We start from the raw sequence: 15,068 nt of genomic DNA, 5'->3' as shown, positions 1-15,068 counted from the left end.
TTACTTTCATTTGAAAAAGGAGTGAGTACAGCCATGATTATAGAAGAGATAATGAAAAGAGACGTATTAACTTTGACTGAGAATGCTCCTATCAAAGATGCGATGCTACTATTAGATAAGTATCGTATACGTCATATTCCTATTGTAGAGGGGCCTAATAAGCGAATTGTTGGGATTATTTCGGATCGAGACATTCGAGATGCGAGTCCTTCTATCTTTCATTCAACAGAGCATTTAGAAGATTTTTTGAAACCGGTATCATCAATTATGCAACGGAATGTGATTACTGCTCATCCGCTTGATTTTGTTGAAGAGGTATCTACCATTTTCTATGAACATAACATTGGATGTTTACCTGTCACAGAAGATGACGAGTTATTAGGCATCATTACAGAGACAGATGTTCTTCATACGTTGGTTGAATTAATGGGTGCTCACCAACCTAGTTCTCATATTGAAGTAAAAGTGCTAAACAAAACAGGAATGCTTGCTAGTATTGCAAATATTTTCAAAGAGCTTCATATTAATATTACAAGTGTCCTTGTTTATCCTTATAAAAATCCTGAATACAAAATCCTTGTTTTTAGAGTCCAAACAATGGACCCAAGACGTATCATTCATGCGATTGAAAAAGAAGGATATGAGGTCATTTGGCCAAAACAACCAGGGATTAACCTATGACACACGAAGCTCTATTTATCTATTCAGACAAACAGCTGACCTATCGTTTTAATGAAAGTCACCCATTTAATCATCAAAGGCTTCAGCTTACTTATGATTTGCTCACAAGCGCTCAAGCTTTATCAAAAGAGCAGATGATTGAACCAAGAATGGCAACCGATGAAGAACTTGAACTTGTACATGATCCGGCATTTATTGATGCGGTTAAGCAAGGTGGAAAAGGTGAGCTTTCTGACGGAATTGCTTCAAACTTTGGATTAAATACCGAGGATACCCCTGTCTTCCCTAATATGCATGAAGCAGCTTCCCTTTTAGTGGGTGGAACCCTCACTGCTGTTGACGCTGTAATGACTGGACAAAGCCAACACGCCCTTCATTTAGGAGGCGGCTTACATCATGGCTTTAAAGGACGTGCCTCGGGATTTTGTATTTATAATGATAGTTCAATAGCAATTGAATACATTAAGCAAAAGTATGGTGCTAAAGTGCTTTATATTGATACCGATGCCCATCACGGTGACGGGGTTCAATGGGCTTTTTATGACGATCCTGATGTTTGTACATTAAGTATTCACGAAACTGGGCGCTACCTCTTCCCTGGTACAGGAAGTGTGGGAGAAAAGGGATCTGGTAAGGGGTATGGTTTTTCTATCAATCTTCCAATTGATGCATTTACAGAAGACGATTCATTTATCCACGTCTATGAAACGGCCTTTAAAGAGGTTGTAGAATTCTTCAAACCAGATGTCATCTTAACGCAAAATGGGGTTGATGCACATCATTATGACCCTTTAACTCATTTATGTTCTTCAATGAAAACATACGAGTTTATCCCTAAGCTAGCGCATGAATTAGCCCATCACTACTGTGAAGGGAAATGGATTGCAGTAGGTGGTGGTGGATATGATATGTGGAGAGTGGTTCCTCGTGCTTGGTCCGTTATTTGGCTTGAGATGACAAATCAACAGCATATACTTGACGATCCCATCCCTACCTCATGGTTAGAAAGATGGCAACCGGAGACAACTGATGAGCTCCCGACTAGTTGGCATGATGATCCATCAATTATTCCTAATATTCCAAGAAAACTTGAGATCACTGAAAAGAATAATAAGACATTAGAGAAAGCTCTTTATCATATTCGAAATGAGAAAAAAAACATAGCTAAAAAAGGATAGCAGATAAAACTGCTATCCTTTAAGTTGTTGTAAGATGGACTTAACAAGGATATGAGATTGCTCACTAGCAATATCAGTGAATTCAGTAAAACTCATAGAAGCAGCTCCATTTGCTTTATCTGAAATTGAACGAATAATGACAAACGGAATTTTATTCATTGTTGCCACTTGTGCAACCGAAGCACCTTCCATTTCCACACAAGCTCCATTAAAGGTTTTTCTTAATTCTGCTACTTGTTCTGCGTCAGCAATAAATTGATCTCCACTTAAAACTCTTCCCGTTATGACTGTTCTATCCACTAGACCTTCTGCTGCTTTTTCAGCATATGTTAACAGAGCTTCTGAAGCCCTAAAGTCTGAATCGCCCTCAAACATCGGAATCTCACCCCGTTTAAAGCCCAATGGACTAGCATCTAAATCATGTTGCATCGCACTTGTAGAGATGACAAGGTCTCCTACATCCAATCGTTCATCTAGAGCACCTGCAACTCCTGTAAATAAGATATGAGTGATACCAAAACGATCGATTAACACTTGAGTAGTTAATGCTGCGTTAACTTTTCCGACCCCTGATTTACATAAAACAATGTCTCTCCCGAGCATTTTACCTTTATAAAAACGAACAGATGCATAGTCAATTGTTTCTTCGACTTCCATCTCTGTAAGCATTCGTTCAATTTCTTCATTCATTGCACCTATAACTGCGACTTTCAAAGAAATCACCTCTCTAACAAAAATAAGGACCCGAGAAAAATTCTCGGGCTAAAATGTATCCTCGTCTGAATATGTAGGGTCAGAGATAACAATGACCACTCGACGGTTTAACTGAAGATTTTCAACAGTTGTATTAGGCACTACAGGACGAGTATCACCGTACCCGGTAGCTACAAAACGTTGAGGGTCAAGGTCATTCGTTTCAACTAGATAACGGATGACACTGCTTGCTCTCGCACCAGATAACTCCCAGTTAGAGGGATAACGAAAATTTGAAATGGGTCTACTATCTGTATGTCCTTCTACTTTAACCATATTCGGAATAGCGCTTAACAACGTACCTACTTTTCCAAGAAACGGTTCTGCTGAGTCAATTAAGTCTGCCTCTGCTGTTTCAAATAATGTGCGCTCTTGTAAAACAAGAACTACCCCTCGATCATCGCGAGTAGCAGAAATAAGTTCATTCATTTCATTTTCTTCAAGAAACTCTTGAACTTCTTCTAATAATTCATCCATATCAAGTTCATTAGGATTCGAATTCTCCTCACTAAATCCACCATCTTCGTAAGGGTTAGGAAACTCTTCGCCAATTTCTTCAGAAGGGTTTTCAAATTCAATAGCTGATGGAAAAAACTCAAAAACTTGTCGTTGTTGAAAAGACTCTGAGATTGCACGGAATTTCTGAGCATCTACCACTGACATTGAAAAAAGTAAGATAAAGAATACAAGAATAAGCGTCATCATATCAGAGAACGTTACCATCCATTTCGGGGCACCCTTCTCTTGTTGGCGTCGCCTACGCTTCATCGTCTTCATCCTCCGCTTCTTCAGCCTTTGGTTTCTCACGCATAAAGGCGCTTAACTTTTCTTCAAGAATTTTAGGGTTTTGACCAGATTGCACTCCAATAACACCTTCTATAATAACCTGCTTCACAAAAACCTCTTCATCTGTTTTATTAGCAAGCTTTGTTGCCATTGGTAGAAAAATAAGGTTAGCAAGGACCGTTCCATACAAGGTAGTAAGAAGTGCTACGGCCATGTTAGGACCTAATGTCGTAGGATCATTAAGGTTTTGTAGCATAAGTACTAAACCTATTAATGTACCAATCATTCCCCAAGCTGGGGCATATTCTCCCGCTTTTTCAATAATTGCACGCCCCTTACGATGACGCTCTTCCATTGCTACAACTTCTGCCATCATAATATCTTTAATAATATCCGGCTCAATCCCATCGACTGCAAGTAAAACTCCTTTTTTAATAAAAGGATCCTTCACGTCTTCTAAGCCCACTTCAAGAGCTAACAAACCTTCTCTCCGTGCTTTACCGGATAATTCTACAAAGGTGTCAATTAAGCCTTCAAGGTCATGGTCGACTGTTTGGACAGACTCCTTCAACACTTTAGGTACTGTTTTTAAATCAGCAATAGAAAAGGTAATAGTAAGAGCAGCAATTAGACCTCCAAGTACAATTAAAATGGAAGCAACTTGAATAAAGAAAATAAGTCCTGAAGGTCCTGAATTCGAGAATACTGCCAATAAGAGGACCGTTATTCCAAGGAATACTCCTATTGGTGTCAAGATATCAAATTTTTTCATGTTCCTCTCCCTGCTCAGTCATTTCAATTAATTATGACTTTGTTGAATCTCTAAATTCAATGCGGTGTGGCAGGACGACGATATGATTATCTACTTCTTCTTTGTTCATATATTTTGTAAGCAAGCGCATGGAAACAGCACCAATATCATACATAGGCTGAACGACTGTTGATAAAGTAGGACGAACCATGGTTGCTAGTCGCGTGTTATCAAACCCAAGAATTTCAAAGTCATTAGGAATGTTATACCCTTGATCTTGAGCACCGTGGATCACACCTAATGCCATTTCATCAGTCGAAGCAAAGATCGCTGTAGGCTTTTGATCTAATTCTAAAAGAGAATCCATCGCTTCAATTCCAGAATCATATGTGTAATCACCAATGACGATTAAATCTTCATTGAAAGGTAATTTCGCATCTTCAATCGCCGCACGATAACCAGCAAACTTTTGATAGCCATTAACCGGATCATCTAACGTTCCGGATACCATACCGATTTGCTCATGACCTTGTTCAATTAAGTGAGTTATCGCATCATAAACTGCTTGCTTGTAGTCAATATTAACAGAAGGTATTTCAAGGTTTGTATCAAGTGTCGCAGCTAAAACGACAGGTACAGGTGAGCGCTTGAATTGTTCAGCATGCTCCTCTGTAATCTGACCACCCATGAAGACAATTCCATCAACTTGCTTTTCAAGAAGCGTATTAATAAGGTGAATTTCCTTGTCCTTATTTTGATCTGAGTTACACAAAATGATGTTGTATTTATACATGGTTGCGATGTCTTCGATCCCTCGAGCAAGCTCAGCAAAGAAAATACTTGAAATGTCAGGAATAATAACCCCTACCGTTGTTGTTTTCTTACTTGCTAAACCACGCGCAACAGCATTTGGACGATATCCAAGACGTTCAATTGCTTCTAATACTTTCTTTCTTGTTGCTGGCTTAACATTTGGGTTGCCATTGACGACACGGGATACGGTCGCCATCGAAACGCCTGCCTCTCTTGCTACATCATAAATCGTCGTATTCACTGTAATCCTCCTCTATCATATTAACGCATTATTCACGTATTCAATGTATTGCTATCATACGATACTATGATGAGGTCCGCAATGTCTTTACTCTACTTATATCGACACTCAGGGAAAATATTTGACAGCTTTGTGTAAGAATCCACGATTTTTTCATATCGTATCAACTTTGCAGCATAGTCACCGTATGAACGTACCTTTTATATAGGATGTACCTTTTTATCTAAATTAAAAGCCGTCCCTTATATTTGTTATAAGGGACGGCTTAATTATTCTGCTATTTATCCTTTATATAACCCGGAAGCTTTCAACTCATCAATGAATTCATTGAATTGAGGAATATCCATTTGTTGTGCAGAATCAGATAAAGCCACCGCAGGGTCCGGATGAACTTCTGCCATTACTGCATCTGCTCCAATTGCAAAGGCAGCTTTAGCTGTCGGAAGAAGTAAATCACGACGGCCTGTTGAGTGAGTCACATCTACTAATACAGGAAGATGTGTTTCTTGTTTTAAAATAGGTACAGCTGAGATATCTAATGTGTTACGAGTTGCTTTTTCGTATGTACGAATTCCACGCTCACATAACATAATTTGTCCATTACCTTTTGACACAACATACTCTGCAGCATGGATGAACTCAGAGATTGTAGCTGATAATCCTCGTTTAAGTAATACAGGTTTATTCACCGAACCTGCTGCTTTTAATAGTTCAAAGTTTTGCATATTACGTGCGCCAATTTGAATAACATCGACATATTCTACTGCTGTTTCAATATCTTGCGGGCTAACAATTTCACTAATAACAGCCATATCAAGCTCATCTGCTACTTGCTTTAAAATCTTCAACCCTTCAAGACCAAGACCTTGGAAATCATATGGAGATGTTCTTGGTTTAAATGCTCCACCTCGTAATAATTTCAAGCCTCTTTCTTTCATTGCCTTTGCAACAGAAAGAACTTGCTCATAACTCTCTACTGCACATGGTCCCATAATGAGACGTTGTGTTCCATCTCCAACTTTTTCACCTTTTAAATCAACAATTGTATTTTCTGGGTGCTTTTTACGGGATACGAGTAAAGCTTTACTATTATCATCTTCTTGTAGCTCAAGGCTAGCTTTGAAGATTTGTTTGAATAAATGTTGTAAAGTAGATGTTTCGAATGGTCCCTCGTTATGTGTCGCAATATGATCTAGCATACTACGCTCACGTACTGGGTCAAAACGATTAACCCCTTGCTTCCCTTTTACTTTTCCAATCTCTTGTACGACTCTTGCACGCTCATTAATTAATTCAAGAAGCTTCAGATTCACCTCGTCTAATTCTGATCTCAACGTATCTAATTGTTCGTTACTCATATTACTCTCCACTCCTCTTCTCTTTGGCTTCTTTCTTGATTAGGATTCATTATAAAACAAAATTAACTGAATGTCACGAATTTTTTCTTTACTAATTAGACGCTTTTAAGCACTAAAGTAATTTGTTTTTAAATAATTGTCCCCCATCTTACTATACATCGACCCATTTATGCAAAACATTCTATAAATTCTTCAATCGAGATACCATTGCCATCTAATGAGAAAGAGCCAGCAAACACACTTAGTGTGTTTGCTGGCTCTCCATCAATAAAGAAGATTAAGTTGTGCGTTGAGCTTCCTTCTCTTCTTCTAATTTATTTTGAATATCATCTACTTCACTCTTAACATTTTCAGCAATTTCTTCACCTGATGCTTGAAGATCGCCAGATAGGTCCTCAGCTAGCTCTTGAGCAGATTGTTTTACCTCTTCAGCTTCACTACGAGCACTATTTGTTACTTCTTTTACCTTTTCAGTAACTTGCGCTGATTGATCTGATACTACCTTAGCAATATTGTTTGATTTTTCTTTTGCATAGTTAGCCCATTCGTTTCCTTTTTCGTAAGCTGTCGACGTGAATTGATTTGTCTTTTCACGAGCAACAAGAGCTTGTTCATTTAACTCATCACGTAATTCTTTTCCTGACTTAGGAGCTAACAATAAAGCTGTTGATGCTCCGACAATTCCTCCGACAAGTGACCCAATTAGAAAATCTTTTGTGTTCATTTCTCCCACTTAAATCTCCTCCTTATGTAATGTAGATGTTTGTTCTTGTCTTGCCTTACGAGCTTTGAATTTCGTATAAAAGTCAATTGCAACGTTTCCCCACTGTACAGCTTGAGCAATCTGTTCAGATTGTTTAACTGCCTGATTTGATACTACTCCGGAAACGTGACGAATTGAACGATTAACCTGTTGAACAGAGTCTCCTAATTCCTTCACTGATGCAAAAACAGTATTAAGAGATTCCGTTTTTTGCTGAACATCATCAGCCAAACGATTCGTTTTGCTTAGAAGCAACTCAGTTTCATGAGTTATTCCATTCACTTGCTTTTCAAGACCTGCCATTGTATTAGCAACATGATCAAGCGTTCGATTAGCAGACTTAAGTGTTAAAACAAGATAGCCAACTAATACGGCAAAAGCAATAGCTACGATAATAGCACTAATATAAAGTAAACTTTCCATGTGTTTGCTTCCACCTCCTTAAACTTCAGTTACCCTTATTCTCACCAGATAAAACAATCTATAAAAGACTTATTCGATAAAATTCACGAAATTCCTTCTATAATTCTTGTCTTACTATTAAGTTTTCTTATTTTCGTATACAATAAAAGGGTAGATAAAGGAGGCAAAACTTATGAGAGACCCGAGGATTACGACGTTAGCAAAAAATTTAATTCAATACTCCGTCAACTTACAAAAAGGTGAAAAAGTCCTTATTGAAAATTTCGGCTTACAAAGAGAATTAGTAACTGCTCTCGTGAAAGAAGCCTATAATGTTGGGGCCTTACCATTTGTTCTACTAAAAGACCATCAGGTAGATCGTTCATTGTTACTTGAAGCTAGAGAGGAACAACTCGACATGATGGCTGCATTTGAAGCTCAAGTGATGGGAGAAATGGATGCTTATATCGGTCTTCGTGCTGGTGATAATATATCTGAACTTTCTGATGTTCCAAGTGAGAAAATGGCGCTTCACGGAAAGACAGTGGGGACAAAAGTCCACCGTGAAATTAGAGTTCCTAAAACACGCTGGGTTGTCCTTCGTTACCCAAGTTCTTCTATGGCTCAATTGGCTAATACAAGTACTGAAGCATTTGAAGACTTCTATTTTAATGTTTGTAACTTGGACTACAGCAAGATGGATAAAGCGATGGACTCGCTTGTTGAGTTATTAGATAAGACGGATCGTGTACATATTAAAGGAGAAGGAACTGATTTAACCTTTTCTGTAAAAGACATTCCTTCCATTAAATGTGCTGGCCATATGAATATCCCTGACGGAGAAGTTTATACAGCTCCTATTCGTGATTCAATAAACGGTACATTGAGCTATAACACACCATCACCATATCAAGGTTTTACTTTTGAGTCGATCACCTTCACCTTTGAAAATGGAAAGATTATAAAGGCTGAAGCAAACGATACAGATCGTATTAATCGCATTTTAGATACCGATGAAGGCGCACGATACATTGGCGAGTTTGCAATCGGTGTAAATCCTTATATTCAACACCCTATGAAGGATATCCTCTTCGATGAGAAGATTGATGGCAGCTTCCACTTTACTCCAGGACAGTGCTATGAGGAAGCTTCAAATGGGAATAACTCTTCTATCCACTGGGACATTGTAAATATCCAGCGACCGGAATATGGTGGTGGAGAGATTTATTTTGACGATGTTCTTATTCGTAAAGACGGACGTTTTGTCATAAAAGAACTAGAAGCTCTAAATCCGGAAAACTTAAAATAATGAAAAAGAAGCTGCAGATATGCAGCTTCTTTTTCATTAAGGCTTTAAAATAACTTTAATGTTACCATCTTCTTTTTAAAAAAATTTCATACGCTTTAGGAGCCTCTGATAAGGACACTCTGTGTGTAATAATATCAGTCGGATCAAAATCTTGGTAGAGTGTATATTATGTACGCTTTTTAATTACACCTTATGAACCGGTAACGTTTAATATTTGTTATTCGTGGAAATGTTCTTAGAAAAGAACATAAAGGTGGTATAAGAGATGATTGAAACCGATATTTACTTAAAATCAACATATGAGGAATCAAGAGAATCTTTCCGTTCTCATCTAGATAAAATTAAAGAGAAATGGCCAAATGCCGTGATCACTTCGAAATCTATTGGGAAAGAAGAGAACACGATTGATATGATTTATGCAGAAGCACTCACTACGAATAAACAAGTACTTTTCTTTACAACGGGTGAACATGGAATCGAAGGGTACGCAGGTGCTGGTGTGATTCATTTATTCGTTGAAGAGTATCTCGATCAAATCGACCCACATACTACAGGGATTTGCTTGATTCATGCTCTCAACCCTTGGGGAATGAGACATTTTCGACGAGTAACCGAAAATAATGTGGATTTAAATCGTAATTATATTTATGACAAACAGTCAGTTCCTAAGGATATAAATGAGAATTATTCAAAAGAAAGTGATCTTTTCCTTCCGAATGGGAAAATTAATGATTTACAGCAAGAAAAGAGAAAGCTTTATACACAACTCAGTAAAGCTTTAGTCACTACCGGATATGATGGAATAAAAAAAGCTAAAGGAATGGGGCAATTTGAGTTTGAGAGAGGGGTTTATTTCGGTGGGAGAAGAGAAGAACCCTCTACCACCTTTTTAAAATCTATACAAAAGAAGCTTTTAGCTAACTTCAACCGTGTCATTCACATGGATTGGCATACTGCATTGGGACCCTCTAACGAAATAACAATGGTTATCTCAAATTTAGATCAGCGAGATGAAGACGAATTAAAATCTTACTATCAACTTAAGAATATCCAATTGTTCACTGGTGAAAAAGTGAAGGGAGATTCTACACACTATTTCCATAAGGTTAAAACGGAAGAATTTCCTGATACGGAACTCTTCTCTGCACTCTTTGAATTTGGCACTTTTGGAACCGGAAAGAAAGCTGAATTTCGAGAGTTTCAAACGATTGTATTAGAAAATCACTTATATTGGGAAGGAGCAAGTAACGAAGAGGATCGCGAGTGGATCTTAAATGAATTTAAAGAAATGTTCTATCCTGATAACCCGCATTGGAGAGAATCTGTTATCACAGAAGCTAGATTAGGAATCGAAGCGATCCTTTCTACCGAAAAAATACTTCATAAATAATTTAATAACCAATAAAGAAAACCCCTTATCTAGTAATCAGAATGCTTTCTGCTTACGATAAGGGGTTTTTCATTAGAATATCTTTACTGCTCAGTTAATGTTTCTTCATAAGCTTTCTGGAACTTTTGGATGTCGCCTGCACCCATAAATAATAATGTACTGTTCCCGTGCTCTTTAAGACGAGCAACATCTTCTTCGGTGATTAACTGTGCATCTGGAATTAGATCGAGAAGATCTTGAATGGTTAATGACCCAGCTTGCTCACGTGCAGATCCAAAGATATCGCATAAATAAACATGATCTGCCAGCTTTAAAGCTTCTGCAAATTCATGTAGGAATGTTTTTGTACGTGTAAAAGTGTGGGGTTGGAAAATCGCGACTATCTCTCGCTCTGCATATTTTTTCTTTGCAGAATCGACAGTTGCTGCAATTTCAGTTGGGTGATGAGCATAGTCATCAATCAAAATTTGACCTCCCATTTCCTTCTCAGTGAAACGTCTTTTTACACCTTGGAACGTCTTTAAATGTTCTTCAAGAACTTCAGCAGGGACACTTTCATAATGACAAAGAGCAATAACAGCTAAAGCATTTAGTACATTATGGTTCCCGTATCCAGGAATTGTAAATGTCCCGTATAAGTTATTACGAACATATACATCAAAAGTTGTTCCTTCACTTGTCACTTCAACATTTCTAGCTTGGAAATCATTTTGTTCACTAAAGCCATAAAATACGACAGGAACATTGGCATGAATTCCTTGTAAGTGTTGATCATCCCCACAGGCTACAATCGCTTTTTTCACTTGCATAGCCATCTCACTAAAAGCTTGGAAGACATCCTCTACATCTTTGAAGTAGTCTGGGTGATCAAAGTCAATATTAGTCATAATACAGTAATCTGGTTTGTAGTTTAAGAAATGACGACGGTATTCACATGCTTCAAACACAAAATACTTTGAGTCTTGCTCACCTTTTCCTGAACCATCTCCAATTAAGTAGGATGTAGGATAAGCTGAACCTAAGACATGTGATAGCAAGCCAGTCGTAGATGTTTTTCCATGACAGCCCGTAACAGCAATACTAGTAAATTGTTGAATGAAGTCACCCAAAAAGTGTGGGTATTGTTGAACTGGTACGTTAAGTTCATTCGCACGTGCAACCTCTTCATGATCCTCTCCATAAGCTGCCGATACGATGACTTGTTGACCCTCTTCAATATTTTCTTGATTAAACGCTAGCAATGGTATTCCTTTTTGTTCTAAAGGTCTTTGTGTAAAGAATTGCTTCTCAACATCTGAACCTTGTACATCCTTGTTCATGTCATGTAAAATTTGTGCTAATGCACTCATTCCTGACCCTTTAATTCCAATAAAATGATATTTAGTCATAGTTGGACCTCCAAATTCCTCATGGTTTCAAACGCGTCCAATTCATGTGTAGGTTATGAGATATGTAAATCAAGACCGTTTATAAAATAAGCTCTTTTCGATTCACTTTAATGATTATAGCAGAAATATCAACAATCACCAATTCGACTTGTTCCATGGCACTTTATACTCATTCATATTCATTCACACTTATTACTCAGGCTTCACCTAAAAAAAGATGACCCACTGCAATTAGCGGGTCACCTAACCGTTAATCGACAAGTTCTAATCTCGGATTGTTACGAAACCGTCTACCCGCTTTCGCTTCATGTTCTCCATTTAATAAGACATTGTCTCCTGTGAATCCGATGTGTATCTTAAGCAAGCTTCCACCTACTCCGTAAATATCAATCGGAACTCCTTGCTCTTCGTATGACTCAATCCGTTTTGCATTAAAGCCACCTGTAGCAACAATTTTCACATGGTTAAATCCTTCTCTATCAAGAGCTTCCCGTAATGCAAACAACAGAACGGGATTCGCACCACGTGGATCAAACGCTCCCATCACTTCAGGATTTCTACAGAAATATTGATCAACCATAGTTCTAGAAGTATCGACTCTTACTCCTTTTAACTCGTCACCAAATGCTCGTGCTACTTTTAGGGAATCTATTATCACATCATTATTATAATCAACTAAAGCCATTAATTCATCTTCAGGAAATTCTGCTTGGTATGCTTTTGTCGCTTCCACCACATCACCACTGAATAATTGAATTAACGCATGAGGCATTGTTCCCATTCCCTTTTTGCCCCACCATTCATTCATCGCATGTGTCGCCTGGGCTTTAGAACCGCCAATATAAGCTGCATAACCGTCACCAGATTGTTGAGTAAAATGATCATCACGATCACCCATAAAAATAACAGGTTTTTGAACTCCTGATTTTCTAGCCGCTTTTACCACATTATATACATTTGTAGCCACAGATGTTCTTCTAGCAAAAATCCCATCAATAATTCCCTCGAGGAAACCAAAGTTTTGATAAGGTCCAGTAATGGTCAAAACGGTTTCGAATGGCTTAATTTTATCCCCATCTTTTAGAGAATGGATCACTAGTTCATCTGCATTTTTAGCAAATGTTTTGATTAAAGCAATCACTTCATCTGTTCCACATAGTATAGCATGCTCTTTTTGAAAAAATTGCATTGTAATAACATTGTCAGCATGATATTTTTGAATAATCTCGCGCGTTTTCAAAAAATAAACAGCTGAAAACCAACCTTCATGAATTCGTTCATCAAACTTGAACGTTTGATTTGTTAATCGTTTGATCTTGCCCTGCATTTTCAATTCAATTTCTTTCATAGCCCCTTATACTCCTTGTACCCATCCTAATAGTTCTAAACTAAACACTTTTTCTCTTTATCTAGTACTTAAACTCTTACTTATCATATATAACCTTCACACTGAATACAAGGCAAAGCTGGTGATACACGTTACCTACTTGGGTACAATAACTCTTCAAGTTCTAGTTCATCTACTAAAATATGACGAGGCTTGCTTCCCATCGCTTCACTAATAACACCCATACCTTCCATCATGTCAATTAATCTAGCAGCTCGGTTATAACCTACTCTGAAACGTCGCTGTAAGCTAGAAGCAGATGCCCCTCCTTGTTGAATCACAAAGTAACACGCCTCTTCAAATAAGTCATCATCTTGATCGTTGCTGCTTTGCATTTTTTGTAACTGTTCAGGAGCAAATAGGTATTCTGGTTCTCTTTGCTTTTTAACAAAAGCTAACACATCTTCAATCTCTTCGTCCGAAACAAATGTCCCTTGAACTCGTACGGGCTTAGGAGCTCCATTTTCATGGAAAAGCATATCTCCTTTTCCTAGCAATCTCTCAGCCCCGCTCATATCAAGTATTGTTCTAGAATCAGTTTGAGATGATACAGAAAAAGCAACTCTAGTTGGGATATTGGCTTTAATTAATCCCGTAATGACATCTACAGATGGTCGTTGAGTAGCAAGTAGCAAGTGAATGCCACATGCTCTAGCCTTCTGAGCAATCCTACAAATGGAATCTTCTACATCTTGGGGAGAAACCATCATCAGGTCAGCCAATTCATCGATAACAACTAACATGTAAGGAAGTGCTGGTTTATCTTTTGATTCAGAGTACAATTCATTGTATCGACTAACATCTCTTACACCTTGTTGGCTAAATAGCTCATATCGTCTCTCCATTTCTCCAACGACCCATTTTAGGGCTGCAGTCGCTTGCTTGGCATCTGTGATTACAGGTGTCACAAGATGAGGTAAGCGATTATACGGTGCTAATTCAACCATTTTAGGATCAATTAATAGTAACTTCACTTCATCAGGATTTGCTTTATACAGTAAACTAATCAGCACGGAGTTAATACACACACTCTTACCAGAACCCGTAGCACCTGCCACAAGACCATGAGGCATTTTCCTTAAATCTGTAACGATTGGTTGTCCTGAAATATCAAGCCCTAGTGCAACTGTTAGAGGTGAGTCTGGTTTAATAAAGACATCACGACGTAAGATCTCTCTTAGAAATACAGGTTTTGACACACGGTTAGGCACTTCAATCCCAATTGTGTTTTTACCTGGAATCGGTGCTTCTATACGAATGTCTTTAGCAGCTAATGCTAGCTTCATATCATCTGTTAAACTTGTTACTTTATTTACTTTCACCCCACGAGCAGGCTGAATTTCATACCTTGTCACCGAAGGTCCTTTCGTTACATTTACTACTTTCGCATCAACATTAAAGCTTTGCAACGTCTCCTCAAGAACTTCAGCTTGTTCAGCTAACCACTCGGAATCTTGATCCTCTTGATGTTGTGGATACTTTAAAAGCTGGATACTTGGATGTTGATATCTCTCTTGAACGGTAACTTGCTGGGGTTGAACCTTTTTCGGTTTTCGATCTTGTGGAAGCATCATCACATTAAACGGAATACTTTCCTTTGCTTCCTTTTTTTCACTTGCCTTTTTGATAGGCTGTGGTCTTTCCATTGGCTCATCCTTATTTACTTCTAATTTAGATGGCTCTTCTTCTTGAGTTTGATTTACCTTAGCTCCTAATTCCCCAATTGAAATAGATACTGGAGTAGAAGGTTCTTCCATCACTTCTTGCTTTTCAACTAATGGATCTACTTGTTCTACTTGTTCTACTTGTTCTACTTGTTCTACTTGTTCTACTTGTTCTACTTGTTCTACTTGTTCTACTTGTTCTAC

At 38.0% G+C, this 15,068-nt stretch carries 14 protein-coding genes and 1 pseudogene; 4 read left to right on the top strand and 11 right to left on the bottom strand.

Annotated elements, in window-relative coordinates; genetic code table 11:
* The first annotated feature begins 33 nt into the window (after window positions 1–33).
* A complete protein-coding gene (locus tag RYX56_RS10210) occupies window positions 34–681 on the top strand; it encodes an acetoin utilization AcuB family protein (protein ID WP_317121963.1) in 648 nt (215 codons plus the stop codon).
* Window positions 678–1,859, top strand: a complete 1,182-nt coding sequence (locus tag RYX56_RS10205; protein ID WP_317121962.1) for an acetoin utilization protein AcuC — start codon at window positions 678–680, stop codon at window positions 1,857–1,859. The genes RYX56_RS10210 and RYX56_RS10205 overlap by 4 nt, the downstream gene beginning before the upstream one ends.
* A 12-nt stretch (window positions 1,860–1,871) precedes the next feature.
* Here the strand turns inward: RYX56_RS10205 and RYX56_RS10200 are convergent, their stop codons facing one another.
* The 7 genes from RYX56_RS10200 to RYX56_RS10170 all read right to left on the bottom strand — a co-directional run bounded on the left by RYX56_RS10200 (window position 1,872) and on the right by RYX56_RS10170 (window position 7,747).
* On the bottom strand, window positions 1,872–2,573 hold the full coding sequence (locus RYX56_RS10200; protein WP_317121961.1) for a 5'-methylthioadenosine/adenosylhomocysteine nucleosidase: 702 nt from the start codon (window positions 2,571–2,573) through the stop codon (window positions 1,872–1,874).
* Between the two features lie 48 nt (window positions 2,574–2,621).
* Window positions 2,622–3,380 (bottom strand): flagellar motor protein MotS, encoded by a 759-nt coding sequence (gene motS, locus RYX56_RS10195; RefSeq protein ID WP_317121960.1) that lies wholly within the window; start codon window positions 3,378–3,380, stop codon window positions 2,622–2,624.
* Window positions 3,370–4,170, bottom strand: a complete 801-nt coding sequence (motP, locus tag RYX56_RS10190; RefSeq protein WP_317121959.1) for a flagellar motor protein MotP — start codon at window positions 4,168–4,170, stop codon at window positions 3,370–3,372. Before motP ends, motS begins: the two co-directional genes overlap by 11 nt.
* A gap of 31 nt (window positions 4,171–4,201) precedes the next feature.
* Window positions 4,202–5,203, bottom strand: a complete 1,002-nt coding sequence (gene ccpA / locus RYX56_RS10185) for a catabolite control protein A (protein WP_317121958.1) — start codon at window positions 5,201–5,203, stop codon at window positions 4,202–4,204.
* 281 nt (window positions 5,204–5,484) lie between these two features.
* Entirely contained in the window at window positions 5,485–6,561 is a 1,077-nt protein-coding gene (locus tag RYX56_RS10180) for a bifunctional 3-deoxy-7-phosphoheptulonate synthase/chorismate mutase (protein WP_317121957.1), read from the bottom strand.
* A 277-nt stretch (window positions 6,562–6,838) separates the two neighbouring features.
* On the bottom strand, window positions 6,839–7,285 hold the full coding sequence (locus RYX56_RS10175) for a YtxH domain-containing protein (RefSeq protein ID WP_317122372.1): 447 nt from the start codon (window positions 7,283–7,285) through the stop codon (window positions 6,839–6,841).
* 9 nt (window positions 7,286–7,294) lie between these two features.
* Window positions 7,295–7,747, bottom strand: a complete 453-nt coding sequence (locus RYX56_RS10170; protein ID WP_317121956.1) for a DUF948 domain-containing protein — start codon at window positions 7,745–7,747, stop codon at window positions 7,295–7,297.
* A gap of 172 nt (window positions 7,748–7,919) precedes the next feature.
* Here RYX56_RS10170 and RYX56_RS10165 point away from each other — a divergent pair, with 172 nt between their 5' ends.
* Window positions 7,920–9,035 (top strand): aminopeptidase, encoded by a 1,116-nt coding sequence (locus RYX56_RS10165; protein ID WP_317121955.1) that lies wholly within the window; start codon window positions 7,920–7,922, stop codon window positions 9,033–9,035.
* Window positions 9,036–9,071: 36 nt separating this feature from the next.
* Here RYX56_RS10165 and RYX56_RS10160 read toward each other — a convergent pair.
* A pseudogene (locus tag RYX56_RS10160) lies at window positions 9,072–9,186 on the bottom strand (glutathione-dependent formaldehyde dehydrogenase); the annotation flags it as partial.
* A gap of 114 nt (window positions 9,187–9,300) precedes the next feature.
* Between RYX56_RS10160 and RYX56_RS10155 the strand changes: the two are divergent.
* The gene (locus RYX56_RS10155; RefSeq protein WP_317121954.1) at window positions 9,301–10,425 is read left to right on the top strand and encodes a M14 family metallopeptidase; all 1,125 of its coding nucleotides are present in this window, start codon (window positions 9,301–9,303) and stop codon (window positions 10,423–10,425) included.
* An 83-nt stretch (window positions 10,426–10,508) separates the two neighbouring features.
* On the opposite strand, the gene murC is transcribed toward RYX56_RS10155, so the two are convergent.
* From murC to RYX56_RS10140, 3 genes are all read right to left on the bottom strand, one after another.
* Window positions 10,509–11,813, bottom strand: a complete 1,305-nt coding sequence (gene murC / locus RYX56_RS10150; RefSeq protein WP_317121953.1) for a UDP-N-acetylmuramate--L-alanine ligase — start codon at window positions 11,811–11,813, stop codon at window positions 10,509–10,511.
* A 250-nt stretch (window positions 11,814–12,063) separates the two neighbouring features.
* Window positions 12,064–13,161, bottom strand: a complete 1,098-nt coding sequence (locus tag RYX56_RS10145) for a nicotinate phosphoribosyltransferase (RefSeq protein WP_317121952.1) — start codon at window positions 13,159–13,161, stop codon at window positions 12,064–12,066.
* A gap of 131 nt (window positions 13,162–13,292) precedes the next feature.
* The coding region (locus RYX56_RS10140) for a DNA translocase FtsK (RefSeq protein ID WP_317121951.1) at window positions 13,293–15,068 on the bottom strand (1,776 nt) is incomplete at its 5' end.

Origin of the sequence: Alkalihalophilus lindianensis, assembly GCF_032843265.1 — a bacterium.
GTDB lineage: Bacteria > Bacillota > Bacilli > Bacillales > Bacillaceae_D > Alkalihalophilus > Alkalihalophilus lindianensis.
Note: the sequence above shows the minus strand (reverse complement) of the source record. Positions and strands in the feature narration are given on the sequence as shown.